At 72.4% G+C, this 25,710-nt stretch carries 27 protein-coding genes and 1 tRNA gene; 13 read left to right on the top strand and 15 right to left on the bottom strand.

What is annotated here, in order from left to right; genetic code table 11:
- Positions 1–18 precede the first annotated feature (18 nt).
- The 3 genes from HNR13_RS02810 to HNR13_RS02800 are packed head-to-tail and all read right to left on the bottom strand — an operon-like array spanning position 19 to position 2,266.
- Positions 19–777, bottom strand: a complete 759-nt coding sequence (locus tag HNR13_RS02810; protein WP_179604344.1) for an amino acid ABC transporter ATP-binding protein — start codon at positions 775–777, stop codon at positions 19–21.
- Complete coding sequence (locus HNR13_RS02805; protein WP_179604343.1) at positions 774–1,757, bottom strand: amino acid ABC transporter permease; 984 nt, start codon at positions 1,755–1,757, stop codon at positions 774–776. Before HNR13_RS02805 ends, HNR13_RS02810 begins: the two co-directional genes overlap by 4 nt.
- The gene (locus HNR13_RS02800; protein ID WP_179604342.1) at positions 1,754–2,266 is read right to left on the bottom strand and encodes a GNAT family N-acetyltransferase; all 513 of its coding nucleotides are present in this window, start codon (positions 2,264–2,266) and stop codon (positions 1,754–1,756) included. The genes HNR13_RS02805 and HNR13_RS02800 overlap by 4 nt, the downstream gene beginning before the upstream one ends.
- Positions 2,267–2,419: 153 nt before the next feature.
- Here HNR13_RS02800 and HNR13_RS02795 point away from each other — a divergent pair, with 153 nt between their 5' ends.
- Together HNR13_RS02795 and HNR13_RS02790 are read left to right on the top strand one after the other, a co-directional pair.
- Positions 2,420–4,357 carry an FAD/NAD(P)-binding protein gene (locus tag HNR13_RS02795; protein WP_179604341.1) on the top strand — a complete coding sequence of 646 codons (1,938 nt, stop codon included), beginning with the start codon at positions 2,420–2,422 and terminating at the stop codon, positions 4,355–4,357.
- Entirely contained in the window at positions 4,354–4,788 is a 435-nt protein-coding gene (locus HNR13_RS02790) for an SRPBCC domain-containing protein (protein ID WP_179604340.1), read from the top strand. The genes HNR13_RS02795 and HNR13_RS02790 overlap by 4 nt, the downstream gene beginning before the upstream one ends.
- Positions 4,789–4,840: 52 nt before the next feature.
- Here HNR13_RS02790 and HNR13_RS02785 read toward each other — a convergent pair whose 3' ends face one another.
- A complete protein-coding gene (locus HNR13_RS02785; protein ID WP_246312702.1) occupies positions 4,841–5,416 on the bottom strand; it encodes a TetR/AcrR family transcriptional regulator in 576 nt (191 codons plus the stop codon).
- Between the two features lie 92 nt (positions 5,417–5,508).
- Between HNR13_RS02785 and HNR13_RS02780 the strand changes: the two genes are divergently transcribed.
- Positions 5,509–6,471: a zinc-binding dehydrogenase gene (locus HNR13_RS02780; protein WP_179604339.1), complete on the top strand. Its 963-nt coding sequence runs from the start codon at positions 5,509–5,511 to the stop codon at positions 6,469–6,471.
- A 15-nt stretch (positions 6,472–6,486) separates the two neighbouring features.
- Here the strand turns inward: HNR13_RS02780 and HNR13_RS02775 are convergent, their stop codons facing one another.
- Positions 6,487–7,065, bottom strand: coding sequence for a TetR/AcrR family transcriptional regulator (locus tag HNR13_RS02775; protein WP_179604338.1), 579 nt, complete (start codon positions 7,063–7,065; stop codon positions 6,487–6,489).
- Between the two features lie 38 nt (positions 7,066–7,103).
- Positions 7,104–7,841 (bottom strand): SDR family NAD(P)-dependent oxidoreductase, encoded by a 738-nt coding sequence (locus HNR13_RS02770; protein WP_179604337.1) that lies wholly within the window; start codon positions 7,839–7,841, stop codon positions 7,104–7,106.
- Positions 7,842–7,984: 143 nt separating this feature from the next.
- Here HNR13_RS02770 and HNR13_RS02765 point away from each other — a divergent pair, with 143 nt between their 5' ends.
- From HNR13_RS02765 to HNR13_RS02755, 3 genes are all read left to right on the top strand, one after another.
- Positions 7,985–8,377: an SRPBCC family protein gene (locus HNR13_RS02765; RefSeq protein ID WP_179604336.1), complete on the top strand. Its 393-nt coding sequence runs from the start codon at positions 7,985–7,987 to the stop codon at positions 8,375–8,377.
- Positions 8,378–8,433: 56 nt separating this feature from the next.
- Positions 8,434–8,811, top strand: coding sequence for a VOC family protein (locus HNR13_RS02760; protein WP_179604335.1), 378 nt, complete (start codon positions 8,434–8,436; stop codon positions 8,809–8,811).
- 110 nt (positions 8,812–8,921) lie between these two features.
- A tRNA-Gly gene (locus tag HNR13_RS02755) sits at positions 8,922–8,995 on the top strand.
- A gap of 491 nt (positions 8,996–9,486) precedes the next feature.
- On the opposite strand, the gene HNR13_RS02750 is transcribed toward HNR13_RS02755, so the two are convergent.
- Positions 9,487–10,032: a gamma carbonic anhydrase family protein gene (locus HNR13_RS02750; protein ID WP_179604334.1), complete on the bottom strand. Its 546-nt coding sequence runs from the start codon at positions 10,030–10,032 to the stop codon at positions 9,487–9,489.
- Positions 10,033–10,236: 204 nt separating this feature from the next.
- On the opposite strand from HNR13_RS02750, the gene HNR13_RS02745 reads away from it, so the two are divergent.
- Positions 10,237–10,920: a response regulator gene (locus HNR13_RS02745; protein WP_179604333.1), complete on the top strand. Its 684-nt coding sequence runs from the start codon at positions 10,237–10,239 to the stop codon at positions 10,918–10,920.
- The gene (locus tag HNR13_RS21810) at positions 10,917–12,041 is read left to right on the top strand and encodes a histidine kinase (protein WP_179604332.1); all 1,125 of its coding nucleotides are present in this window, start codon (positions 10,917–10,919) and stop codon (positions 12,039–12,041) included. The genes HNR13_RS02745 and HNR13_RS21810 overlap by 4 nt, the downstream gene beginning before the upstream one ends.
- Before the next feature lie 189 nt (positions 12,042–12,230).
- On the opposite strand, the gene HNR13_RS02735 is transcribed toward HNR13_RS21810, so the two are convergent.
- Positions 12,231–12,764 (bottom strand): hypothetical protein, encoded by a 534-nt coding sequence (locus HNR13_RS02735; RefSeq protein ID WP_179604331.1) that lies wholly within the window; start codon positions 12,762–12,764, stop codon positions 12,231–12,233.
- Positions 12,754–13,239, bottom strand: a complete 486-nt coding sequence (locus HNR13_RS02730; RefSeq protein WP_179604330.1) for a DUF2076 family protein — start codon at positions 13,237–13,239, stop codon at positions 12,754–12,756. Before HNR13_RS02730 ends, HNR13_RS02735 begins: the two co-directional genes overlap by 11 nt.
- Before the next feature lie 407 nt (positions 13,240–13,646).
- Here HNR13_RS02730 and HNR13_RS21805 point away from each other — a divergent pair, with 407 nt between their 5' ends.
- Positions 13,647–15,662 carry a phosphatidylglycerol lysyltransferase domain-containing protein gene (locus HNR13_RS21805; protein WP_179604329.1) on the top strand — a complete coding sequence of 672 codons (2,016 nt, stop codon included), beginning with the start codon at positions 13,647–13,649 and terminating at the stop codon, positions 15,660–15,662.
- Positions 15,659–16,981, top strand: coding sequence for an alpha/beta hydrolase (locus HNR13_RS21965; protein ID WP_343063423.1), 1,323 nt, complete (start codon positions 15,659–15,661; stop codon positions 16,979–16,981). Before HNR13_RS21805 ends, HNR13_RS21965 begins: the two co-directional genes overlap by 4 nt.
- A gap of 172 nt (positions 16,982–17,153) precedes the next feature.
- Here HNR13_RS21965 and HNR13_RS02715 read toward each other — a convergent pair whose 3' ends face one another.
- A complete protein-coding gene (locus tag HNR13_RS02715) occupies positions 17,154–17,699 on the bottom strand; it encodes a hypothetical protein (protein WP_179604327.1) in 546 nt (181 codons plus the stop codon).
- Positions 17,696–18,280, bottom strand: coding sequence for an RNA polymerase sigma factor (locus HNR13_RS02710; protein WP_179604326.1), 585 nt, complete (start codon positions 18,278–18,280; stop codon positions 17,696–17,698). Before HNR13_RS02710 ends, HNR13_RS02715 begins: the two co-directional genes overlap by 4 nt.
- Positions 18,281–18,422: 142 nt before the next feature.
- On the opposite strand from HNR13_RS02710, the gene HNR13_RS02705 reads away from it, so the two are divergent.
- Positions 18,423–20,324, top strand: a complete 1,902-nt coding sequence (locus HNR13_RS02705; protein ID WP_179604325.1) for a DUF2207 domain-containing protein — start codon at positions 18,423–18,425, stop codon at positions 20,322–20,324.
- Positions 20,325–20,331: 7 nt separating this feature from the next.
- Here the strand turns inward: HNR13_RS02705 and HNR13_RS02700 are convergent, their stop codons facing one another.
- From HNR13_RS02700 to HNR13_RS02690, 3 genes are read right to left on the bottom strand one after another with little or no spacing between them, the layout of a single operon-like run.
- Entirely contained in the window at positions 20,332–20,637 is a 306-nt protein-coding gene (locus HNR13_RS02700) for a hypothetical protein (protein ID WP_179604324.1), read from the bottom strand.
- A 16-nt stretch (positions 20,638–20,653) separates the two neighbouring features.
- Positions 20,654–20,845: a hypothetical protein gene (locus HNR13_RS02695; RefSeq protein WP_179604323.1), complete on the bottom strand. Its 192-nt coding sequence runs from the start codon at positions 20,843–20,845 to the stop codon at positions 20,654–20,656.
- 60 nt (positions 20,846–20,905) lie between these two features.
- Positions 20,906–21,649 (bottom strand): response regulator transcription factor, encoded by a 744-nt coding sequence (locus tag HNR13_RS02690; protein ID WP_179604322.1) that lies wholly within the window; start codon positions 21,647–21,649, stop codon positions 20,906–20,908.
- A gap of 280 nt (positions 21,650–21,929) precedes the next feature.
- Here HNR13_RS02690 and HNR13_RS02685 point away from each other — a divergent pair, with 280 nt between their 5' ends.
- Together HNR13_RS02685 and HNR13_RS02680 are read left to right on the top strand one after the other, a co-directional pair.
- On the top strand, positions 21,930–23,426 hold the full coding sequence (locus HNR13_RS02685) for a glyceraldehyde-3-phosphate dehydrogenase (RefSeq protein ID WP_179604321.1): 1,497 nt from the start codon (positions 21,930–21,932) through the stop codon (positions 23,424–23,426).
- Complete coding sequence (locus tag HNR13_RS02680) at positions 23,423–25,327, top strand: DEAD/DEAH box helicase (protein WP_179604320.1); 1,905 nt, start codon at positions 23,423–23,425, stop codon at positions 25,325–25,327. Before HNR13_RS02685 ends, HNR13_RS02680 begins: the two co-directional genes overlap by 4 nt.
- 39 nt (positions 25,328–25,366) lie before the next feature.
- On the opposite strand, the gene HNR13_RS02675 is transcribed toward HNR13_RS02680, so the two are convergent.
- A complete protein-coding gene (locus HNR13_RS02675) occupies positions 25,367–25,627 on the bottom strand; it encodes a hypothetical protein (protein ID WP_179604319.1) in 261 nt (86 codons plus the stop codon).
- Positions 25,628–25,710: the final 83 nt, after the last annotated feature.

The following is a 25,710-nucleotide window of genomic DNA, read 5'->3' as shown; positions in this document are numbered from 1 at the left end:
GGGGATGGGTTGGGGTGTTCAGAGCACGCGGCTCAGGAACTCTCGGGTGCGCGCTTCGCGCGGGTTGTCGAGGACGTCGGACGGGCGGCCCTGCTCGACGATGACGCCCTCGTCGAGGAACACCACCTGATCGGCGACCTCACGGGCGAAGCCGATCTCGTGGGTGACCACGACGAGGGTGACGCCGTTGCCGGCGAGGGACCGGATGACGCCCAGCACGTCGCCGACCAGCTCGGGGTCGAGAGCCGAGGTCGGCTCGTCGAACAGCAGCACCTCCGGCTCCAGGGCGAGAGCGCGGGCGATGGCGACGCGCTGCTGCTGGCCTCCGGAGAGCTGCCGGGGGTACGCCGACGCCTTCTCGGACAGGCCGACCCGCTCCAGCAGCGCGCGCGCCTGCTCACGGGCGGTCGCGGGAGGCGTGCCCAGCGCGATCGGCGCCTCCGACACGTTCTCGAGGATCGTCAGGTGCGGGAACAGGTTGAAGTTCTGGAAGACGAACCCGATGCGGGCCCGCTGGCGCAGGATCTCCCGCTCGCTGAGCTCCTTCAGCCGGCCGTGGTGCACTCGGACGCCGATCAGCTCGTCGCCGACGACGACGTAGCCCTCATCGAGCGGTTCGAGGTGGTTGATGGCGCGGAGCAGGGTGGACTTCCCCGAACCGGACGGTCCGAGGATGACGGTGACCGTCCCGGCCTCGATCGTCAGGTCGACCCCGCGGAGCACCGGCCGGTCGCCGAAGGACTTGGTCGCGTTCGCGATCTCGATCCCGGCGCTCATGCCGCACCGTCCAGGCGGTTGTTCGCCCAGCCGCGCAGCCGCTGGAACGGAGTGGGCGGCAGGGTCCGCACCGCGCCGCGCGCGTAGAAGCGCTCGACGTAGTACTGGATCACCGAGACGACGCTGGTGAGCACCAGGTACCAGATGGTGGCGACTACGAGCAGCGGGATGATGTCGGTCGGGTAGGTGCTGCTGAGGTTCTGGACGACGCCGAACAGGTCGAGCAGCGACACGTAGAACAGCAGCGAGCTCGCCTTCAGCAGGCCGATGATCTGGTTCACGTACGCCGGGACGATCGACCGGAGCGCCTGGGGCAGCACGATCCGGCGGAACTGCCGCCCGCGCGGGAGCCCGAGCGACTTCGCCGCCTCGTGCTGGCCCTGGTCGACCGACAGGATGCCGGCCCGCACGATCTCGGAGCTGTACGCGATCTCGCTCAGGCTCAGTCCGATGACGCCGAGCGTGAGGTCGGACAGCACGGACACCGTCTTCACCTCGACCTGCGGCCCGAAGGGGATGCCGACCCCGATCGTCGGGTACAGGTTGCCGAGGTTGTAGAGGAAGATCAGCACGAGGATCAGCGGCACGGAGCGGAACAGCCAGACGTACAGCCAGCTCACCGAGCTGAGCACCGGGTTCGCCGACAGCCGGCCGAGCGCCACGACGATGCCGCCCGCGAAGGAGACGACCGCCGAGATGGCCGTCGCCGCCAGGGTCAGCTGGAGCCCGGTGAGGATGGCCGGGCTGAACAGCCACTTGCCCACCTTCGCCCACTCCCACGACGGGTTCGTGAACAGCGTCTGCCCGAAGTTCAGCAGCAGCACGAGCACCAGGGCCGCCGCGATCCACCGGCCCGGGTGCCGCAGCGGGAGGACCGGGCGCTCGGCGAGGCGGCGCAGATCGATGCCGTCCGGCAGCGGGCTGGTAGCGGCCGGAGTGGCCACGGCGGTCCGCTCGACCGCGGTGCTGACCGCGCTCATCGCGCACCTCCCACGAACTTCTGGAAGGGGTGGATTCCCACCTCTTCGGCCGGGAGCGCGGTGTCGAAGAGCGGGCTGTAGCCGGCGGCGAGGTACAACGCCTTCGCCTCCGGCTGCCGGGGGCCGGTCGTTAGGTAGATCCGCGTGTAGCCCTGCCGCACGGCCTCGGCTTCGAGCTCTTCGACGACCCGGCGGGCCAGGCCCTGGCGGCGGTGGGCGGAGCTCGTCCAGATGCGCTTGAGCTCCGCGGTCTCCGGGTCGAGGCGCTTGAACGCCCCTCCGGCGATGGGCGCGCCTTCGCGCAGCAGCAGGACGAATGCGCCTCCGTGGGCAGCGGAGAAGAGCTCGGCGGGGTAGCGGTTCAGTTCGGTGGAGGCCCGCTCCCCGAAGAAGTCGCCGTAGCGGGTGTCGTACTCGAGCTCCAGCTCGGCCAGCAGCGGACGGGCCAGCTCGTCTGTCGCCTGGACATAGCGGAACTCGTCAGCGTCGACGTTCGTGACAGTCACCATGCCTCCTTTTCGCAGGGTGTGGGCGGATGTTGCGGACGACCGTACGGGGCATTCCGCGACGGGCGGCAACCCCGGTTACGGATTGCGTCGGGCGCCGAAACAGTCCGTCACGGTCGTTTGCGGCGGGGTGGTCGGCGGAGGCAGGGTGACCCGATGCTCCCCCGTTCCGAACGCTCAGCGCACGCCACCGTCGTCGTCATCGGCGCCGGCCCGCGTGCCATCGGCTGGCTGGAGCGTTTCGCGGCGGCACGCTCCGTCGCGGCCGAGCGACCGCGGGTCGTGGTGCAGCTGATCGATCCGTTCCCGGCGGGGCCCGGCCGGATCTGGCGCCGCGAGCAGTCTCCCCTGCTCAAGCTGAACTCGATGGTCGAGGACGTCACGATGTTCACCGACGACTCGTGCTCGGTCGAGGGACCCGTCCGGCCGGGGCCGTCGCTGCTGGAGTGGGTCGAAGCCGTGCGGGACGGCCGGATCGAGGACGTGCAGGTGGACCCGCTGGTCGCCGACGAGCTCGCCCGGCTGCGTCGCGGGGACTTCCCGACCCGTCGCCTCCACGCCCACTACCTGGACTGGTTCCTCCGCCGTGCGATCGCGGACCTCGACGGCCGCGCCGTCGTCGTGCGCCGCACGGACACGGTCGTCGCCGTCGAGTCGGCCGACGACCACGACCTCGTCCGCCTGGCGGGCGGCGACGAGCTCACCGCCGACGCCGTCGTCTACGCCATCGGCCACACCGGAAGCGAGCCCGCCGGGGAGACCGCCGGCCTCGTCCGCTTCGCCCGCCGACACGGTCTGAGCTACCAGCCTCCCGCGTTCACCGCGGACGCCGACCTCACCGCATTCGGGCCCGGGGATGTCGTCGCCGTCCGCGGGATGGGGCTCGCGGCCATCGACCTGATCGTGCTGCTCACCGAGGGCCGGGGCGGACGTTTCCGGCGCAGCGGCGACTCACTGGAGTACGTTCCGAGCGGGCGCGAGCCGAAGCTCCTCCTCGGGTCGCGGCGCGGGATCCCGTACCGGTCGAAGATCTCCTCGACCCTCACCGGGGAGGCGCCTGCGCTGCGGTATCTGACCCCCGACGTTGTCGCGCAGCTGACGGCGAGCCCGGATTCTCTCGACTTCCGCCGGGACATCTGGCCGCTGGTCGAGCGCGAGATGCTGCACGGGTACTACCGCGAACTCTTCACCGGTCACCCGGAGCGCACGTCCCGGTCCTGGGCCGAGTTCCGGGCCGACCTCGACACGGTCGATCCGCATTCGCCCGCCTACCGGTCGCTGCTGGCGGACGCGATCCCGGACCCCGCCGACCATCTGCTCCTCGAGCTCTTCGACCGCCCCCTGACCGGGGCACGCTTCGAGGATCGCGACGAACTGCAGCGGTGGGTCCGCGCCCACCTCGCCGACGACCTCCACCGGCGCACCGCCCCCGAGCACAGCGCCAGCCTCGGCCTCTTCACCGCGTTGCTGCTGACGATGTTCGCGCTCGCTCCCGTCAGCGCCTCCCCCGCCTGGACGGAGGAGTCGAGGGTCCGCGACCTCCACGGCTGGTGGCCGGCCTACTTCAGCTACGTGGCCTCCGGACCGCCCGGGCATCGCATCGCCGAGCTCATCGCGCTCTCCGAGGCCGGCGTCATCGAGTTCGCCGGCGCGGACATCGGCGTCGAGCCGGACGAGCAGCGGGGTCGCTTCGTCGTCTCCAGCCCGTCGGTCGGCGGCGCCGTCGCCGTGGACGCTCTCATCGACGCCTGGCTCCCGCCGGCGCACGCGGACCGCACCGACAACAGCGCACTGCGCGACCTCGCCGTCTCGGGCGCCGGCTCCTTCCGCCAGGGGATGCTGCGCGTCGATCCGGCGGACGCACGGGTCATCGACGCCGCCGGCCGGCCGCACCCGCGGCGGTGGGCGATCGGGCCCTTCACGGACGCGCCGTTCGCCGGTGCGTTCTCCCGGCCGAACACGAATGCGCTCTCGTTCCGCGAGAACGACCGGACGGCGCACGCCGTGATCCGGCGGATCGAGCACGTCACGGACCGCGGCGCCGAGCGTGCCGGAGATCCACGAACGCTCGCACTCACGGGGGAACCGCTATGACGTACAACGAGTATCTGCTCGAAGTCCGGGCCGGCGTCGAGCTCGACCGGCCGCCCCGGATCGCCTTCGACGCGGTGGTGGCGCCGTACTTGCTCTCCCAGTGGTTCGCCGACCGCGCGAAGGTCGCGGCGCGGCGCGGAGGCGCCTACGAGATCACCCGCCACGACGAGACGGCGAGCGGTCGCATCCTGGACCTCGTCCCGAACCGCCGCGTGCTGATCTCCTGGGACCCGGTCCAGGCGTCCCACGTCGTCGTCCCCGGCTCGGAGCTGGAGTTCTTCGTCGAGCCGACGCCGACCGGGTCCCGGATCCACGCGGTCTGGTGGAAGATCCCGACCGCGGAGACGGAGGCGCTGACCGCCGACCTGACGCAACGGCTCGAGCGGCTCCGCGAGGCCGTGCACCGTCTGCCGGTGCTGCCCGGCGACTGAGCAGTGCAGGGGCTTCCGGTGCTGCGGCGCCAGGAGGTCCAGGAGGCGGAGCTCAGCGCCCCGGGGCCGCGGCCAGGCCGTCGATTGCGAGCGACGCGAACCGGTGGGCGGCCGCCGGCAGGAGGTCGGGCCGCTCGGCATGGAGTCCGCGGCCGGCGGAGAGGATGAGCAGCAGGTCCGAGAGGACGAAGTCGCGCCGGAGCTCCCCGGCATCCTGGGCCCGGCGCGTGACGCCTCGGAGCATGCCCAGCAGCTCCTGGCGGTGCCGTACGACGGCGGACGAGGGCTCGCCGGTGATCAGGGCGTCGACGAACCCTCGGTTCCGCGCGTTCAGGCCGATCAGCCGATGGACCGCTGATGAGAACCCACGCCACGGGTCCGGGTCCGCGGCCGCGTCCTCGACGATCCGCCGACAGGCGCTCATCTCGGCGGAAAACGCCGTGTCGATGAGAGCCTGCCGCGTGGGGAACCGGCGGTAGAGGGTCGCCGGGCCGACGTCCGCTCGCCGGGCGATCTCGCGCATCCCGACAGCGAGGCCCCGCTGGGCGAACAATTCGCGCGCGGCTTCGATGATGCGGTCCCGGTTCTCCTCGGCGTCGACGCGCAGGCGAGTCATCTCGGCGGTCATCTGTCTCACTTCCCCTAACCGGACGGGTGCGTCCGGTACCGTGCGGGAGCGTAGCACTTGCCGCGAAGGCACCGCGAAGACACGGAGGATCAGTGAAGGCAGTAGTCATCGACCGCTACGGCGATCCGGCCGGGATGACCGTCGTCGAGCGAGAAGAACCCGGCCTCGAGGCCGCACAGGTGCTGGTGCGCACGGAGGCCATCGGCGTGGGCGGTGTCGACGCGGTCATCCGCCGCGGCACCGTCGGTCTCGGCTTTCCCCAGGGGATGGTCCCCGGGAGCGAGGTGGCCGGGACGGTCGTCGCCGTGGGCGCCGACGCGGATCCTGCCCTCGTCGGCCGGCGCGTGTGGGCGTTCACCGGCACGTCGGGCGGGTACGCCGAGTACGCGGCCGCGTATGAGGAGGACGTCTCACCGCTTCCCGACGGCCTCTCGGCGGTGGACGCCGTGACGGTCGGCAGCGCGGCCACCGTCGCCCACTGCGCGCTCGCGCACGCGCACCTCACGGCCGGCGAGTCGCTGCTCGTCCGGGGCGGAGCGGGCAGCATCGGGATCGCGGCGATCGAGCTCGCCGCACGCGCGGGAGCGTCCGTCATCGCCGCCACTGCGTCGAGCGCTGAGCGGGCGCACCGCCTCCGCGGACTCGGCGCCACCCACACCCTGGACCGCTCCGGCCGAGGCGACGACATCGCCGCGGCGGGATTCGACGTGATCGTCGACATCGTCGGCGGCCCCGACGTGCCGTCCTTCCTCGAGCTGCTCCGGCCGAACGGACGCTACATCCTCGTCGGCGCGGTCGCCGGGTACCCGCCACCCGACTTCGGTATGGTCCTGCTGCGATCGTTCCGGCAGTCCCGCTCCGTCGCGACCTTCAGCCTGGACAGCATCCCGAAGCCCGAGCGGAACCGCGTCCGCGAAGAGCTCTTCGGCCAGGCCGCGCGCGGCGAGATCAGCGCGGTCGTGCACGGCGTACTGCCGCTCGGCGAAGCCGCCGAGGCGCACCGCTCGATGGACGCGGGCGGCGTCTTCGGGCGTTACGTCCTCGTGCCCGGCTGAGGCGCGGCGGGGGTCTCACCGTGACGAGTCGAGGATCAGTTCCGCCATACGTCGCGCGGCCTTCGCGGCCGAGACCTGCTTGTCCATCTGCGCCGTCGTCGTGGCGCCGTCGTAGAGGATCACCAGCTGCTGGGTCGTCCAGGCCGGATCGCTGACGCCGATCTCGGCGACGAGCCCGCCGATGAGTCCGTGGAGCCAGTCGCGGAACCTCTCGCTCGCCGCCTCTTCCACGCCACCCGGCTCGGCTTCCGCGACCGCGTTCACGAACGCGCAGCCGCGATAGTCCGGCCGGGCGAAGAGGATGCCGAGGGAGTCGAAGATCGAGAGCAGGCGGTCCCGGGGGTCCGGCCCGGCGGATGCGATCCCGTCGTCGATGGTCTTCTCCCAGGCGGCGTGGCGGCCGGCCAGATACGCGGAGACGAGCTCGTCCTTCCCGCCTTCGAAGTTGTAGTAGAGCGACCCCTTGGCGACCTGCGCCTTCTCGAGCACCCGGTCGATGCCCACGGTGTGGATGCCCTCGTTGTAGAACAGCTCGTCGCTCGCCCGAAGCAGCCGTTCGCGCGCCGACGGCTTCTTGGACGGAGAATCGGTCATCCGGATCACTGTACCTTTCCCACGCCGGCAGCCTCAGGTCAGATGGCCGCCCGGCCGCCGTCGACGGCCAGGGTGACGCCGGTGATGTAACTCGCCGCCGGAGAGGCGAGGAAGCCGATGGCGTCGGCGATCTCCTGGTCGGTTCCCGGGCGTCCCATGATGGTCGTCTCGCCGAGCGCCGCCGTGTCCCCCTTCGCGCCCGGGGTCGCGACAGGGCCGGGCGCGACCGCGTTGACCCGGACTCCGCGCGGGCTGAACTCGGCGGCCCACGCGCGGGTGAGTGCGTCCAACGCGGCCTTGGTGGCGCTGTAGGCCGCGCCGCCGGCCAGGCCCACGTTGGCGGCCATGCTGGAGACGCTCACGATCGCCCCGTCGCCTCGCTCGGCCATGCCCGCGGCCAACCGGGAGGTCAGCAGGTAGGCCGACTCGACATTCCCGGTGAACAGGGAGCCGAGCGTCTCGGCCGAAAGCTGGTCGCTCGGCCCGAACCATGCGAGCCCGGCGTTGTTGACGAGGATGTCGACCGCGCCCGCGTCCTCCGCCAGCCGCACGGCCTGGTCGGTGTCGGAGAGGTCGGCGGCCACGAAGCGCGCCCGCCCGCCGGCCAGCTCGATCTCCTCCACGACCTGCGCACCGCGGTCGACGTTGCGGCCGTGGACGACGACCTCCGCGCCTTGCGCGGCGAGCTGGAGGGCGGCAGCGCGCCCGAGTCCGGAGGTCGCGCCGGTGACGAGGGCCGTCTTTCCTGCGAGCGACCACGAGTTCTGAAGTTCCATGAGATCAATCCTTTTCGTTGTACCGATCTGTCTAAAGCGACTTTAGACCAGTCTGTCTAATAGCGCAAGAGTCGATCGGCGGCGGGCTCCCCGGACGAGGTCAACCCCTGCCGTGGCCGAATCGCCGGACGTACCGTCGGGCCATGCCCACCTACACCGCGACCCGCCCGCTCGACGGCGACGCCGACGAGTACTTCGACTACATCGCCGACCCGGAGAACCTCCCGGCGTACTTCCCCCGCATGACGGAGGCCCACGAACGGCCCGACGGCAAGGTCGAGACGACCGCGCACGTCGACGCGGACCGCGACGGCCACGACGAAACGGTCACCTCCGTCGCCGAGTTCGACGTCGACCACGCGGCGCAGGAGGTCCGCTGGTCGGCGCCCGGCCCGCACGACTACCACGGGTCGCTGCGCCTGGCCGGCGACCGGGTGGAGCTGACCATCCACACGACCGAGGACGTCGACGGGATGCAGCAGGCCCTCGACGGCACTCTCGAGGCGATCGCGGACAACCTCCGCCGGCGGGCGTGAGCTGCCGCCGACCGGAGGGACTGGCGCCATCGCCCGGCTGACCGGATACTGAGCGCGTGGAGATTCTGCAGGTCGCACAGCACGCCGACGACCTCGACCGTGCCGCGACGTTCTACGAGAACTTGCTCGGGGAGGCGCCGGCCGCCCGCTTCGACCCACCGGGCCTGCTGTTCTTCAACATCGGGATCGGCCGCCTCCTGCTCGACAAGGCCGCCCCGTCGGCGCTGGTCTACATCCAGGTGGACGATGTGGCCGAGACGATCGAGCGGCTGCGCGGCGACGGCGTGCGCGTGGTCACCGAGCCCCACGTGATCTTCACCCACCCCGACGACACGATCGGCCCGGCCGGCAACGACGAGTGGATGGCGTTCATCGAAGACAGCGAGGGCAACACGGTCGGGCTGGTGAGCTTCGAGCCCCGGCACGACCCGTGATGCCCGGACAGGCCGGGTGAGCCCCGCCGACGAGTTTGGCCGGAGCCGGTTGACCGGGTAGTCTGGGCGGCAGCCTTACTTCCCAGTGTTTTACTGGGATCCCGGGCCGCGCGAGTGTAGTTCAATGGTAGAACCTCAGCTTCCCAAGCTGATAGCGCGGGTTCGATTCCCGTCACTCGCTCCATGTGTGACTTCTTGAGCTAGGTGGGCACTTCTCGTCGTACTTGGGCATGAGCGCCGATGCGACGATCAAGAACGCCGCGCTCTGCAGCGCTGAATCGCCCGACAGCTCTTCCGGCAGCTGAGCGCGGTCACGGCCTGACCCTGCGAGCGACCGCCCCCTCTGGCGGGCATTCCCTGCAAGGCAGGAGCCAGCGGCGGTCAGTCGAGCTTGAGGAGTTGCTCGAGCTTTTCGTGGGCGGGGATGTCGTTGACGGGGCCGGCGAAGCGGATCGTGACGTGGTCGAGTTCTCCCGTGAAGTGGGAAGTTCGGCTTGTCGGCCGTCTGCACTGCCCCCAGGAATCGTGACCGCGGTGACGGTGTGGTCGGCGTTCCTTGTTTTCGGGGCGCCGTTTTCGGGGCGCCGCTGCCCTCGGCGAGATGGGTCATGCCCGGCCGGAACGTGACGTGGTCCCGGCCGAAGAAGTAGCTCGGCCGCAGGCGGGGTCGCCGCCCTAGTCGTCGAAGCCCGCGCTCAGCCGGCGCATCAGGTCGCGCATGGAGGTGCCGCGCGGTACGCCGTACATCGTCCCGGGGAAGTCCAGCTCGCGCTGCACCGCCCACAGCTCGTCGTGGCGGTCGGGTGAGAACAGCTGAGCCGGATCGCCGGCCGCGATCCAGCCGATCGGGACGACAGTGTCGGGCGGCAGCACCGAGTTGACCTGCAGAACGGCGTGGATGCGCAGTTCCGACCGTGCGCCGACGACCGCGCCGGCGAACACGCACGCGCCCGTGGCGACGAACACCTCGTCCCCGATGCGGGCTCCCGTGACGTTGGTGTGCGGGCCGATCAGCACGGCGTCGCCGACCGTCACGGGATGCTCGGGCCGCCCCCGCAGGACCGCGTGCTCCATGACCAGCACGTCCTCCCCGAGCGTGATCGGGCCGCGAGAGCCGTCGAGCACGGCCCCCGCCAGCACCCGCACACCCGGGCCGAGCGTCACGTCCCCGCTGACCACCGCGCTCGACGCCACCGACGCTGTCTCATGAACACGCACCATCCGACCAGCCTATGTCCGGCGGCCAACGGTGCGATCCGTCCGTGCAGAGAGCGGCTACCGCCCCACCAGTCGCGCCAGCCGGCAGATCGCGGCCGGCCGCCCGGTTCGCTCCCCGCCCTTCGTCCCCCAAACACCCCCCGATCGGCGGACTCCTCCCCACGGACCCGCTCGATACCCTTGAGCGTCGGGCGTGGGAGGAGACGGATGATTCGCGTGGTCGTCGTGGACGACGAGGCCCTGGTGCGGTCGGGGTTCAGCCTGATCCTGAACTCGGCCGACGACATCAGCGTCGTCGCCACCGCCACCGGCGCCGACGCGCTGCAGGTCGTCCAGGCGGAGAAGCCGGACGTGCTTCTGCTGGACATCCGGATGCCGGACGTCGACGGGCTCGCGGTGCTCAACAGCCTCCGGCGTGCTCCGCACCGGCCGGCCGTGGCGATGCTGACGACGTTCGACGCCGACGAGTACATCCTCACCGCGCTGCGGCTCGGCGCGTCGGGGTTCCTCCTCAAGGACACCGAGCCGCGGCAGCTCGCCGACTACGTGCGCGTCCTCGCCGGCGGCGGGGTCGTTCTCTCCCCCAAGGCGTCGCTGTCGCTCGTGGAGCACCATCCCGCGTTCCTGGCCGTGCTGGACGAGGAGGCGGAGCGGATCGAGCAACTCACCGAGCGGGAGCGGGACGTGCTCGTCCTCGTGGCCGAGGGGCTGTCCAACGCGGACATCGGGTCGCGGCTGTTCCTCGGGGCCGGGACGGTGAAGGATCACGTGAGCGCGATCCTGGCGAAGCTCGGGGTGAGCAGCCGCGTGCAGGCGGCCCTTGCCGCACAGCGGGCGGGACTCCTGCAGAGTCGCGGAGCGCCGGAGACGAAGGGGCCCGCGCGGCCGTGAACGCGATCGCCTCCCTCTGGGCGCGGCTGCCGCCGCTCGTCGTCGACATCCTGGCGGTGCTCCTCGCGGCGCTCGACGCGCTGATCAACTCGGCGGAGGAGCCGTCCGCGTGGTCGCCTCTCGATGTGACGGTCGTGGCCGTCGCCTGCGCCGGACTGCTCCTGCGCCGCCGGTTCCCGCTCGTCGTGTTCCTGCTGACCCTGCCGGCGGCGGTCGCCCAGGATCTGCTGGCCGCACCGATCATCGCCCTGTTCACCCTGTCCCGGGTCTCGCGGCGGCGCTGGCTGCTCGTGGCGTGCGCGGCGCTGTTCGCGTTCTCGAGCGCGTTCCCGTGGCCGTTCGCGGGCGCGGACCGGGTCGACCAGTTCGGCGCCTTCGTCTACTTCGTCTACCAGTTCGCGACCGCGGCCGCGCCGGTCGCCCTCGGCCAGCTGCTGCAGGCGCGGGAGGACCTCGCGAAGCGGCTGGTGGAGATCGAGGACGCGAAGGAGCACGAGCAGGCCCTGTACGCGCAGACCGTGCTCGCGCGCGAGCGCAACCAGCTCGCGCGGGAGATGCACGACGTCGTGTCGCACCAGGTGAGCCTGATCGCGGTCCAGGCGGCCGCCCTGCAGGTCACGGCCGGGACGGAGCAGGAGCGCTCGGGCGCCGAGGCCATCCGCGAGCTCAGCGTCGCCACGCTGGACGAGCTGCGCACGATGGTCGCCCTGCTGCGGATGGCCGGCTCCTCCAGCCCCGGGCTCACCCCGCAGCCGACCTCGGCCGACATCCGGACCCTCATCGCGGCGAGCGGTCTGGAGGTCGAACTGGACGGCGAGCTGCCGCGCGAGGCGCCGGCCGCCGTGCAGCGCGCCGTCTACCGCACGATCCAGGAGGCCCTGACCAACGCGCGCAAGCACTCCCCTGGAGCGCCCGTCTCGGTCCGGCTGGAGGCGGGGGACGGCGTCGTCGGGGTCACCGTCGCGAACGGCCCGGCGCGCAGCCGGGCGCTGGCGCTGCCCGGATCGCGGGTGGGGCTCGTGGGGCTGCGCGAGCGCAGCGAGCTGCTGGGTGGGACCTTCCGTGCCGGTTCGACGCCGGCGGGCGGCTTCGAGGTGCACGCGGACTTCCCGCTGCGGTGACGGGCGGACCGCGGCCCCGGCTCAGCGGGTCGGCGGCGCCCCACCCGGAACCGCCAGCCCACCTCACGGTGACCGACGGACCGCAGCACCGACTCAACGACGCACCGGCTCAGCCGCGCCCGATCCGGAACGGGCAGACCACCTCACGATGACCGGCGGAGCGTCTCACCGGCTCACCGACCCACCGGCTCAGCCGCGCCCGAGCCGGAACCGCCAGACCGCTTCGAGGACCCCGGAGTCCGGCAGGTCGAAGGTCGACCGGACGATCACCAGCCGGGTGCGCGCGCCCGCCGGGAGTTCGATGGTCGCGCTCCCCGCACGCGTCGAGAGTGTGCAGCGGCCGCCTGCGACGCAGTCGTACTGGTCGCCGCCGTCGACCGGCCGGCCCTTCCTGTCGAGCGCGGAGAAGGTGCCGGCGTACAGGCCGTTCGCGGTGTAGCCGCTGACCAGCCGGGCGCGCAGAACTCCGGTCTTCGGCGCGCGCACCAGCGGATCCGAGTGCGCGTCCCGGACGCTCCGGCGGGTCCCGCCGGGCAGGCGGTACCGGTACGCAACAGGGTGGAGGCGCACGCCGTCGACCGTGAGGGTCGGCACGATGATCCCGTCGGCGGCGGTTTCGGCGGCGGCCGCATCGGCGTCTCTCGCGACGGGGACGCAGCCGGACAGGAGGAGCGCCGCGGCGAGCGCGCCCGCGATCACCGCGGCGAGCCGCTTACGCCTCATCCCAGTACCCGTCGTCCTCCCACCCGGAGTCGTCCCGGTCGGCGTCGTGGTCGGCCGCGGAGGCGTCGTGGAAGAGACCGCCGATGCCCTGCGCGAGCAGGATCCCACCGGCGACACCGGCGGCGCCGGCCGCCGCCGATCGGAGGAAAGATACGCCGCCGGACGGCTGGGCCTGGACCTGCTGCGAAGGCTGCGCCTGCTGCTGTCGCCCTCCGAGCAGGCCGAACAGCCCGCGCCCCTGTGAGCCGGAGGCTGGGGCCGGGCCGGAAGCCGAACCGCCCTGCGCGGAGGCCGCTCCGGCGGCGAGCGCCTCGCGCTGCACGAGCACCGTCTGCACCAGGAAGTAGACGGCGTCCGGCTGGGAGGCGATCAGATGGGTGATCAGCTCGGCGGCCTGGCGCTCCTTCTGCACCGGCGACGCCTGGCGGATGCTCTCCGCCAGGTCGGAGATCAGCTTGACGTCGTTCGCGTCCATCGGTGTGTCCTTCCGGGTCTCGCGCGGCGTCCGTCCGTACGTCGCGGTCCCTCCATGCTCGAAGGCCGGCCCCGGCGCCGGCACCCGCCGATCGGTTGGCATCCCCCGACGGCCGGGGGTCCGCGGCGGCCCGCGTGGCTGCGACAGTGGGGGGCGGTGCGAGGGGTCCTCGGGCGATCCACCGCTCCGCCTACCGAATCCCGGCACCGGCTCTCCGGCGGTCGTCCCCAGCTGCCGCCGGAGAGCCCGGCGGCGCCCGGGCCCCGGCGCCGCCCGGACCGCGGGACCGCGTCACCCGAACCGCGGCACCCGGTCATCCTCGAGGCGGACCCCGGACCAGCCGATCGGGTGGCGGATCCCCCCGCCCGGCTGATCCGCCGGCGGCGCGCCCCTGCGAGCGTGGACTGGTGAGACCCGTCCTGACCCGCTTCGCCCGAGCCCTGCCGCAGTTCCCCGCGACCGTCGCGGCCGCGATCTTCGCGTCCGGGGCGCTGATCCTGCACCTGCAGACCCTGAACGAGCCGGCCTTCCCCGCGCCGTGGATCGGCGTCGGCTTCTGGCTGGCCTTCGTCGCCGCGATGGCGCTGGCGGAACGGCTGCTCGGCACGTTCACCGCCCTGCTGGCCGGAGCGGTGAGCTCGGCGGCGGCGCTGCTCGCGGCCTGGGGCGCTCTCACCCTCGGCTCCCGGCTCGGCGACTCGTTCTCGATCGACGCGCTGCAGCATCCGCTCTGGGCGTCGTCGATCGCGACGGTCGCCCTGCTGGGTGCGGCGAGCGCGCGACTGCGGCCAGTGGCCCGCACCTCGGTGCGCTGGTTCACGGTCGGCGCGGCCGTCGTGCTCCTGCTCGCGAACGGCCACGCGGCGGATGTCGCCCGCGTCCTGGCCGCCGCCTTCGGCATCGTCGCGGGCTCGATCGGCCTGCGCGGCGACGACGGGTGGACGTGGGGCACCTCCACCCGGGCCCGGCTGCGGCGGATCACCAGCGCGGTGCTCATCCTCGCCGGCGCCAGCGTCGTCACCACCTTCGTCGCGCCGGACGCCAACGGGATCTCCGCCTCCCTCTCGTTCACGCTCGACCCGCCGGCGACGGTCGCCGTGGGCGTTGCGCTCATCGGCAGCGCGCTCCTGGTGCTGAGCGGCCGGCGGCTCGCTCTCGCGTCCGCGATCGGCATCCTGCTGACGGTCGCGATCGTCCTGACGGTCACGGCCGTCCAGGCGATCGCCGACGACGACGGCTTCCAGTGGGCCGGCCTCACCCCGGACGAGATCGACTGGGAGATCACGGTCTTCGCGGTCTCGCTGCTCCCCGCGGTCATCGCGGTGGTCCTCGCCGGCTGCGCGCGCGTGCTGCTGCGGAAGAAGGCCCGTCCGGCGACGACGGACGACCTCGACCGCCTGGACCGCGCGGTCGCGCAGGCCGGCGGCGGCTCGCTCACGCACATGTCCACCTGGGCGGGCAACTCGGTGTGGTTCTCCGACGACGGCGCGGCGGTCGCCTACCGGGTCAGCCGCGGGGTCGCGTTCACCGTTTCCGACCCGATCTGCGCCCCCGAGCGGACGGCGGGGACGCTCCGCGACTTCGCGGTGTTCTGCGAGGGGCAGGGCTGGGTCCCGGTGTTCTACAGCGTCCACGACGCGGTCGCGGACCACGCCGCCGGACTCGGCTGGGTGCGCACGCCGGTCGGGGTGGAGGCCGTGGTCCCGCTGGACGGCTTCAGCCTCTCCGGCAAGCGCCGCCAGGACCTCCGCACCGCGCTGAACCGCGCCGGGCGCGAGGGCGTGGAGGCCCGCTGGGGCCGCTTCGCCGACCTGCCCGACGAGCTCAGCCGGCAGGTCGCCGAGATCTGCACGAGCTGGCAGTCGACGAAGGCGCTGCCCGAGATGACCTTCACCCTGGGCGGCCTGGACGAGCTCGCGGACCCGCGCACCCGGCTGATGATCGCCGTCGACGGCGCGGGCCGCGTCCACGGCGTGACCAGCTGGCTGCCGGTCACCCGGGGCGGGCGGCCGTTCTCGTGGACGCTGGACGTGATGCGCCGGGGTCAGGACGCGATGCCCGGCACGATGGAGTTCCTGATCGTCTCGACCATCCTGCGCGCGAAGGACGACGGCCTCCACGAGGTCAGCCTGTCCGGCACGCCGCTGGCGCCGCACGACGCCCGGCGCACCGCCCTCTCCCGCCTCTCCGCCACCCTGGAGCGGATCCTGGAGCCCGCCTACGGCTTCGTCACGCTGCGCCGGTTCAAGGAGAAGTTCGCTCCGGAGACGCGCCCGCTCTGGATGGTCTACCCGCAGCACACCCAACTGCCGCGGATCGGCCCCGCCCTCGCGCAGACCTACGTGCCGTCGCTCCGGGTGCGCCACCTGATGCGCCTCGGCGGCATGCAGTCGCGCGCCGGAGTCCGTCGATCCGCGTGGTGACGGCGCTCCTCGAGGTCGACATCCTCGACGGTCCGGTGCGCGGCGTCGTCTACGCTCTCGGCGTCGTCGCGCTCGTGGCGCTCCTCGTGCGGGCGCCCACCCGGTCGTGGCTGACCGCCGCGGCCGTCGCGGCCGTGGGCGGCGGGGCGGTCGCCGTGCTGCTGTGGCTGGTCTGCGTGCGCTGGCTGGACCTGTTCGGAGGGTCGCTCGGCAGGGCGGCCTATCTCTGGCTCGCGGCGACCTGCGCGGCGGTCGCGGTGGCGGCGGTGTCGCTGTTCCGGGTGCGCTGGTGGCGGCGGATCGTGGCCACGTCCGCTGTCGTGGTCTTCCTCTGCTGCGGCGTGCTCGGGATCAACGCGGCCTTCGGTGTGAACCGCACGGTCGGCAACCTGCTCAACATCGTCGTCCCGCACCCGCTCCGGCTGGCGCCGCCGGCGGCGCACGGCACCACGCCGGCCGTCGCCGACCTGTGGGCGAGGTGGAGGCCACCGGCGGGGATGCCGGAGGCCGGGGAGACGGGGACGGCGGACATCCCGCCCACCGCCAGCGGCTTCCGCGCCCGCCCGGCCGGGCTGTACCTGCCGCCGGCCGCGCGCACCGCGAACCCGCCTGCCCTCCCCGTCGTGGTGATGCTGATGGGCCAGCCCGGCAACCCGGATCCGGGACCGATCGCGTCGGTCCTCGACCGGTTCGCGCGCGCCCACCACGGCCTCGCGCCGATCGTGGTGGTCGCCGACCAGCTCGGGCCGGGCATCGCCGACACCGGCTGCGTGGACTCCCGACGGTACGGGAAGGTCTACCGCTACCTCACCGAGGACGTCCCGGCCTGGATCCGCACCCAGCTGAACGTCACGGCCGACCACCGCTTCTGGGCGATCGCGGGCTATTCGAACGGCGGCCAGTGCGCCCTTTCGATCGGCGTGAAACGGCCGGACCTCTTCACGTCGATCATCGACGTCTCCGGCGAGGAGTTCCCCGGCTCGACGAACCCGAAGAAGGCGCTCGCTGACCTCTTCGGCCACGACCAGGCCGCCTACGACGGCCAGAAGCCGCTCGCCCTCCTCGCGGCGAGACACCTCCCCGGCATGACCGCCGTCTTCACCGCCAGCACGGACGACCCGCACTACTACGGCGTCGCCCGGAAGCTCACGACGGCGGCGCAGGCCGCCGGCATGGACGCGACACTGCACGCGCTCCCGAGCGGAGGCCACGGTCGTGCCGCACTGATCGGCGGCCTCGAAGCGGGGTTCGGCGTGATCTACCCCGTCGTCGGGCTCTCGCCGCCCGGAGCTGTCGCAGCCGTCCCGACGGCGGGATAGCGACGCGCGCGGCCGGTAGCCGGGAGGACAGGGGCCGCGCGTCCAGTCCCCCCGGATCGACGCGCGGCCCTCGACGTCGTCGCGGCCGGATGAAGCCCCCCTGAATGACGACGTCACACTGTAATGTCCGGTGGCGGCCGGTCGGTTCCATCGAATTCGGCGGGCGGGCGGATCAGGTTCCGGGGCCGACCAGGAAACGGCCCACCCGGGTGACGCCATCGCTCCGGTAGACCGGGAGCCACTGGCCGTCCGGGTACTTCCGCAGGCGCTCCCGCTGCTGTTCGAGCGCCTGGGCCGGGGAGGTGGGTTCCGGTCCGCCGAACTCTGCCTCCGCGAGCTGCGAGCTCAGCACGTACCCGGTGACCGGTTTCCCGTTCGCGTCCTCGCCCTCGACCTCGATGAGGTCGGGTGCGACGGGACTGGAACCCTGCTGTCCGTAGGTCTGACCGTTCGCGTTGCGTGGCCACGCGGGGATCGATCCGTACGAGGGAGCGCCCGGGTGCGTGCCGGGCAGCGCGATCCAGCCCGGCGCCCCGATGACGGCAGCGGACGCGCCGACACCCACGATCGCGGCGCCGGCGATGAGTGCGGTCGTGAGGACGAGCCTCCGGCGCCGGGCTCTGACCTGCGGGCCGCTGCTGTCGAAGCGGACCCGGTCGGCGAGCGCTTGCTCGAGCGCGCGGCTGCGCGCTCCATCGAACTGGACGCTGTCCGTCATCGCAGGCTCCTCAGCTCTTCGAGACCGCCGTCGTGGGTGATGAGGTCGGCGAGGCGCCGGCGTGCGCGCGAAAGCCGGGATTTGACCGTGCCGGCGGGGACGCGGAGGATCGCCGCGGCGTCCGCCGTGCTGAGCTCCTCGAGCACGCAGAGGCTGAGGATCTGCCTGTCCCGCTCCGACAGCCGGTCGAACGACTCGCGCACCCGGGCGGAGACCTCGGACCCGTGGACACGGTCCACGACCTCGATGGCCGGATCGGGGACGACGGCCGGTTGCGGCAGTCTCGCGAGCAGCGCGTCGTGCCGACGTCGCGCACGGGAGCTGTTGCGCGCGAGATTGGCGCCGGTCACGAGCAGCCACGGCAGGAGGGAGGCGTCGATGAAGGTGACCGATCGGCGCTTCCGCCACGCTTCGGCGAACGCCAGCCCGACGATGTCCTCGGCGTCCGCCGGTGCGGCGACCAGACGCAGGACGTGACGGAAGAGCCGGTCGCGGTGACGGCGGAAGAGGTCCGCGAAGGCATCCCCGTCACCGTCGATGGCTCGCTGGAGAAGCCATTCGTCGGTCTGCGGCTCGTTCATGCTCTGGAATGTCCGGAAGGTCGTCTGCGGTTCCTCCGCGCTGGACGGGACCCGGCTACGATCGAGGTCTCCGGCCGGTTCCTCGTCTCCTTCGCGAGGCGACGGCTGGAGGAGCTTCGAGAATCGACGAGGGGCGGGCGGGGTGCGCGGTCGGAACCGGTGGCCGGGCGGTGCGGTCGTGAGGATGGCGGCGATCGCCGTCGGCCTGTCCTCGCTCATTCTGGCGGGAGGCGCCCTGGCCGGCGTCGGCGCCGCGCCCGCGTCGGCCCAGCCCGCGCAGGCGCCCGCCGCACCTGCCGGCGCCGCACCCGCCGGCGCCGCACCCTCCGGGGTCCAGGACTTCACCTTCGCGAGCTTCGACGGCGACTACCGCCTGGGGCGCGACGCGGGAGGCCATTCGACGCTCACCACGGTCGAGACGCTGGTCGCGCGGTTCCCCGAGACCGACCAGAACCACGGCATCCGGCGGCAGCTGGTCGAGGACTACGACGGCCATCCGACCGACCTTCAGGTGGTGTCGGTGACGGACCAGCACGGCACGCCGCGCGCGTACACCAGCGCGTCCGACCACGGGATCCGCACCCTCACGATCGCGGCGCCCGGGTTCGTGCACGGCGAGCAGACCTACGTCATCACGTACCGCCAGACGAACGTCACGCGGTACTTCGCCGACACCCGGAACGACGAGTTCTACTGGGACACCAACGGGACGGCGTGGGCGCAACCCTTCGACCGCGTCACCGCCACGGTGCGCCTCGGCCCCGGGCTGGCCGAGGCCCTGAAGGGCGAGCCGTCCGCCTACCGCGGTGCCCAGGGCTCCACGCAGGCCGCGACCGTCGAGCGCACGGGCGACGGGTTCCGGTTCAGCGCGGACCGGCTCGGGCCGGGCGAGAACCTCACGTTCGCGATCGGCTTCGTCCCCGGCACCTTCACGCCGCGGGCGGACGGGCTGTTCGACACCGGCTGGGGCTTCGCGGCCGTCGCCGGGCTGCTGCTCGGCATCCTGGCGCTGGTCGCCGCGATCGTCGTGCGCGTGCGGCTGCTGCGCGACGCCCCCGGCCGCGGCATCATCGTCCCCGAGTACGTGCCGCCGAAGGAGGGGCTGCTGCTCTCGGCGGACCTGGCCGGCGACACCAAGAAGGCGGTCGCGGCGCAGACGCTGGACCTCGCGGTGTCGGGCCGGGTGCGCGTGCTGGAGTCCAAGGGATTCCTCGGCAAGCCCTCCTACACCCTCGAGCTCGTCTCGACGGAGGCGATCGGCCGCCAGGCGCTGCGCGACCCGCACCCGACCGCGGACGAGCTGCAGTTCCTGCAGGCGCTGTTCGGGGAGTCCGTCGTCCCCGGCAGCACGCTGGCGCTCGGCTCCTCCAACTCGCGGGTGGCACGCGCCATCGCGGCCCTCCTCAAGCGGGTGCACGCGGACGCCACCGGGTACGGCTACCGCACCTCCGGCCCGCGCGGCCCGGTCAGGGCGGTGGTGCTCACCGGCCTCGTCGGGACGGCGCTCGCGGCGGCCGGCTCAGTGCTCTGCATCGTCGGCGTGTACGGAGGCGCGATCCCCTTCGCGATCCTCATCGGCTCGATCCTCCTCTTCATCGCCTCCGCCGCCCTGGTGTCCCGCTCCCCGCTGACCAGCACCGGCACGGCCCTCCGCGAGTACGTGGACGGGCTGCGGATGTACGTGCGCCTCGCCGAGGCGGACCGGATCCGCTACCTGCAATCGCCGCAGGGAGCGGAGCGGGTCCCGGTCGCCGTGGACGACCCGCGCGAGATGCTGCGGCTCACGGAACGGCTGCTGCCCTGGGCCGTGCTGTTCGGCGACGAGAAGAAGTGGCTGGCGGAGCTCGGGAGGTTCTACGAGCAGACCGGCGAGGCTCCTACCTGGTACTCGGGCCAGACCGCCTTCTCGGCCGCGGTGCTCTCGCAGATGGTGAGCGGGATCTCCTCCAGCACGACGATGGCGAGCAGCTCGTCGTCGGGCGGCACCGGAGGCGGCGGCTTCTCCGGCGGCGGAGGGGGCGGCGGCGGAGGCGGCGGGGTCTGACCGCGCCTCAGTACTTGTCCGGCGAGTCCACAGCGACCCCGACGGTCACCTCCGCCGGGACGCTGGTGTCGCCGCCGACGGCGGCCGTGAACTCCTGGATGGCGGGCTGGGCGAAGAAGGCCTGGAACGCCTCCACCGTCTCCCACTCGTCCAGGAGCACCCCGAAGCCGTCGCCCACGATGTACTGGTGGTGGATGCCGCCCGCCGCCTTGGCCTGCTCCATGAGCGAGCGGTACTCGTCGGCGCGCTCCTCGAGCGACCGCCGGAACACGTCGGTGTCGGCGGGGATCTTCATCATGACGATCACGGACATTGGGAGTCTCCTTCGGTCAGCGGGGCGGCGTGTAACGGATCGGATGCGCCCCGGCGCGCTGGAACGGGTCGACCGGGACGGGCTGCGCCGACACGACGGAGCGGCCCGTGCCGAGCCCGCCCGGCCCGGCGGCATGGCCCGACCCCGCCGCCGGCATCGCCAGGAGGGACACCGCGACGACCACGCCCGCGGCCGCCTGGATGAGCATCGCGCACCCCCGATCGCTGCGATCGTGCCCGATCCGGAGAGGACGGTGCCATACGCAGAACTACGGACGGACGGCCCGGTCGGCGGCGAGCAGAGCGGCGGAGACCCGGTCGTGCACTCCGAGCTTCGCGTAGATGTGCTCGATGTGCTTCTGGACGGTGCGCGGGCTGACCCGCGACACGTACGCGATGGAGGTGGCGGTCATCCCCGAGCCGAGCATGCCGAGGATCTCCGCCTCTCGCACGGTGAGCCCCGCCCGCGCGACCGGCGGCGGCGGGCCTCCGCCCTGGTCCTGGGCGACCGCGACCCGGTCGACCGCGGCCAGGAGCGGCTGCAGGCGGCGGGCGAGGTCGAGCTCGTCGTCCCCGAAGTCGGCGTGCGCGCGGTTGAACACCCACGCCCGCATCCGGCCGGCGCCGAGCGGCTGCACGGGGAGCACGAGCTGGTAGGTCGTGCCCATCAGCCGGAACAGCTCCGAGTAGACCTCGTGCCGCCGCCACGCCCGGAGCTCGATCTGGTCGCTCATGCGGATCGGGTCCACCGACAGCGGGCGCCGCCGGAGGGCCAGCATCATCGGGTGCACGTCGGCTGTGCGCTTCAGCGCGTCCACGATGACCGGCCGCTCCGGCCCGTACCGTGCGACCAGCGTGACGTCGCCCGGCGCCGTCCCGACGTCCGCCCAGCCGGAGTGCTCGGCCGGCAGGAGCGCGTCCAGCGACTCCGCGATGGCGGAGATGCGCGCGTCCGTCCCTGCGACGCCCTCGACGTCGTAGCTGACCGACAGAATCCGCGCCCGAAGGTCCATGATCGTGCTCGCCCGGCGCCCCCAACGCACCTGCCCGACACGATACGACCGTGCACCGACCGTCCTGGTGCAGTCTTCGAGGACTCTCAGAGAACGGGCTACGGAGAACTGCGTCCACCGGCAGGCGCCGCCGCTTCTTGCCGGGTGCGAAAGAACCGCGATTCTTTCACCCCGATCTGGCGCGAAGAACCTCCGTTCGCCCGATACGGTTCCCATGCGGGCGATCTCCGCACACGAGCAGACGCGTCCATCCGGCGCGGAAGGGCCCTGAGTACCAAGAGTGACCACCTTCAACTCCGACCACCCCCACGCCTTCGAGTCCCACCGTGCGGCGTGGGTCGAACGGGAGGTGCAGGCCGAGCAGCTCATCCCGCTGATCGGGCGGCTCTACCGCGACCACGGCGTCGTCACCTCCATCCACGGCCACCGGCTCATCAACCTCTCCGCCACCGGCGTCATCTCCGTGCACGATCGCGCGCGGGAGCTCGGGCACGAGGAGCTGACGCTGCGGGAGACCGCGGCCGTCCTCACCGCCCTCCTCGGGATGGCCCCGACCCCGGCCTCCATCGACGTCGGCCGGCTCGCCATGTCGCTGCGCGGGCTCGGCGACGCGGAGGTGGCAGAGCGGGTGCGGGCCGAGCTCGACCAGGCCCACCCCACCTACGCGGCGGGGCCGACCGACGTCGTGCTCTACGGGTTCGGCCGCATCGGCCGGCTGCTCGCGCGCATCCTCATCAACCACGCCGGCAACGGCAACGGGCTGCGCCTGCGGGCGATCGTCGTGCGCCGCGGGTCGGACAACGACCTCGACAAGCGCGCCAGCCTCCTCGCGCGCGACTCCGTGCACGGCCCGTTCCCCGGCTCGGTCACGGTCGACGCCGAGCACGACGTGCTCATCGCCAACGGCACGCGCATCCAGGTCATCTACTCCGACGACCCCGCCGGCGTGGACTACGCCGCCTACGGCATCCGCGACGCGATCGTGGTCGACAACACCGGCCGCTGGCGCGACGAGGCCGGCCTCGCGCAGCACCTGGCCAGCCCGGGAGTGGCGCGCGTCCTGCTGACGGCGCCGGGGAAGACGCCGCTCAAGAACATCGTGCACGGCATCAACGACGACACGATCGGCGCGGACGACCTCATCGTCTCGGCGGCGTCCTGCACGACCAACGCGATCACGCCCGTGCTCAAGGCGCTCGAGGAGGCCTACGGCATCGTGCGCGGGCACGTGGAGACGGTGCACTCGTTCACCAACGACCAGAACCTCACCGACAACTTCCACAAGGGCGACCGGCGCGGCCGCTCGGCGGTGCTCAACATGGTCATCACCGAGACGGGCGCCGCGAAGGCCGTCGCCAAGGCGCTGCCGTCGCTCGCGGGCAAGCTCACCGGCTCCAGCATCCGCGTCCCCACCCCGGACGTCTCCCTCGCGATCCTGAACCTGACGCTGGAGCGGCCGGCCACGAAGGAGCAGGTCAACGACTACCTGCGCCGGGTGTCGCTGCACTCCAAGCTGCGCCAGCAGATCGACTACGTCGAGTCGCCGGAGGTGGTGTCCAGCGACTTCGTCGGCTCGCACCGCGCCGGCATCGTGGACGGCCTCGCCACCATCGCCGACGGGACGAACCTCGTCCTGTACGTCTGGTACGACAACGAATACGGCTACTCCTGCCAGGTCGTCCGGGTGCTGGAGCGCATGGCGGGGACGCATCCCGCGGTCGTCCCGCCGCGCGCGGAGGTGCGGTTGCTGGAGGTGGCGACTACCGTTCAAGGGTGAGCACGCCCCAGAACGACCCCGCCGACACGACCCAGACCTCCGCCGACACGACCCAGACCCCCGCCGAGACCGCGACCCACACCGAACCCACGGTCACCTTCTCCGACCTGGGCCTGGACCCCCACGTCCTGAAGGCGCTGAAGGATGTCGGCTACGAGACCCCGTCCGCCATCCAGGCGGCGACGATCCCGCTGCTGCTGGAGGGCCGCGACGTGGTCGGGCTCGCCCAGACCGGCACCGGCAAGACGGCGGCGTTCGCGCTGCCGATCCTGTCCCGGCTGGACCTGTCGCAGAAGACCCCGCAAGCGCTGGTGCTCGCGCCCACCCGTGAGCTGGCGCTCCAGGTGGCGGAGGCGTTCGAGAGCTACGCGGCGCATCTGCGCGGCGTGCACCTGCTGCCGGTCTACGGCGGGCAGGGCTACGGCGTGCAGCTCTCCGCCCTCCGGCGCGGCGTCCACATCGTCGTCGGGACGCCCGGCCGGATCATGGACCACCTCGACAAGGGCACGCTCGACCTGTCCGAGCTCCGCTACCTCGTGCTGGACGAGGCGGACGAGATGCTCAAGATGGGCTTCGCGGAAGACGTGGAGACGATCCTCGCCGACACCCCGGACGACAAGCAGGTGGCGCTGTTCTCGGCGACGATGCCCGCCCAGATCCGGCGCATCTCCAAGAAGTACCTGCACGACCCGGAAGAGGTCACGGTCAAGACCAAAACCACGACCTCCCCGAACATCACCCAGCGCTACCTGGTCGTCTCCTACCCGCAGAAGGTGGACGCGCTCACCCGCATCCTCGAGGTGGAGAACTTCGAGGGGATGATCATCTTCGTCCGCACCAAGAACGAGACCGAGACGCTGGCCGAGCGGCTGCGCGCCCGCGGCTACTCGGCTGCGGCGATCAACGGGGACGTCCCGCAGGCCCAGCGCGAGCGCACGGTCGACCAGCTCAAGTCCGGCAAGCTCGACATTCTGGTGGCCACGGACGTCGCCGCGCGCGGCCTCGACGTGGAGCGGATCAGCCACGTGGTCAACTTCGACATCCCGGTCGACACCGAGTCGTACGTCCACCGCATCGGGCGGACGGGTCGCGCGGGTCGCAGCGGGGCGGCGATCAGCTTCGTCACCCCGCGCGAGCGCCGGCTGCTCACGGCCATCGAGAAGGCGACCCGCCAGCCGCTCACGCAGATGCAGCTGCCGAGCGTGGACGACATCAACGTCACCCGCCTCGCCCGCTTCGACGACGCGATCACCGCGGCGCTGGGTCAGGACGACCGGATCGCCCGCTTCCGCGACATCATCGGCCACTATGTCGAGCACCACGACGTGCCGGAGGCCGACGTCGCGGCGGCGCTCGCGGTGGTGGCGCAGGGCGACGAGCCGCTGCTGCTGGACGCCGACGACGCGCTGGCGCGGAGCGTGGAGCGGGACGGGCGCGACACGCGCTCCGGCACGCGCGACGACCGCGGCGGCCGCGGCGAGCGGAGCGAACGGGGCCCGCGACGGGAGCGCAGCGACAAGCCGATGGCGGCGTACCGGATCGAGGTCGGCAAGCGGCAGAAGGTGGAGCCGCGCCAGATCGTCGGAGCGCTCGCCAACGAGGGCGGCCTCAGCCGCGAGGACTTCGGCCACATCCGGATCATGCCGGACTTCTCGCTGGTGGAGCTGCCGGCGGACCTCCCGGCGGACACGCTGTCCCGGCTCGAGGGCACGCGGATCAGCGGGAAGCTGATCGAGATCCGGCCGGACCGCGGCGCGGGCGCCCGGCGCGAGCGCGGGCAGTGGGAGGAGCGGCGACCGCGGGAGCAGCGCCGCGGACGCGACGACCGACCGGCGCGTTACGACCGCGACGACCGCGCCGCGCGCGACGAGCGGCCGCCCCGCAAGCCGCGGCACCGCTAGGGCCAGACGGGGTACCGGGGTGCGCCCGCCCCGGCGGGCCTAGCGGGCATTGTCCTCGACGACGTGCCGGATCGCGGCCACCGCGAGGTGCAGCATCCCGCCGAAGACGCCGAGCACGCCGAGCCGGTTGGCCCAGGCGAACACGTCCGTGGCGCCGGCCGCGTCGGTGGGCCGCACGGCGAAACCGACGAAGTAGAGGACCACGGCGCTGATCAGCGCGACGACGTAGATGGTCACCAGCACGGTGATCGCGAGGTTCGGGGTCCGGCGGGTCTTCGGTCGGTGCGCCTCGGTCGACATGAGGCGAACGATACCGACGACCCGCAGGCGTCGGCAACGACGCACCCCTCGCGGTGCGTCCTGCGGGGGCTACCATGAGCCGC

This window comes from Leifsonia shinshuensis (assembly GCF_013410375.1).
Classification (GTDB): Bacteria; Actinomycetota; Actinomycetes; order Actinomycetales; family Microbacteriaceae; genus Leifsonia; species Leifsonia shinshuensis.
The sequence above is the reverse complement of the archived record's forward strand: the minus strand, read 5'-3'. Positions and strand labels throughout refer to the sequence as shown.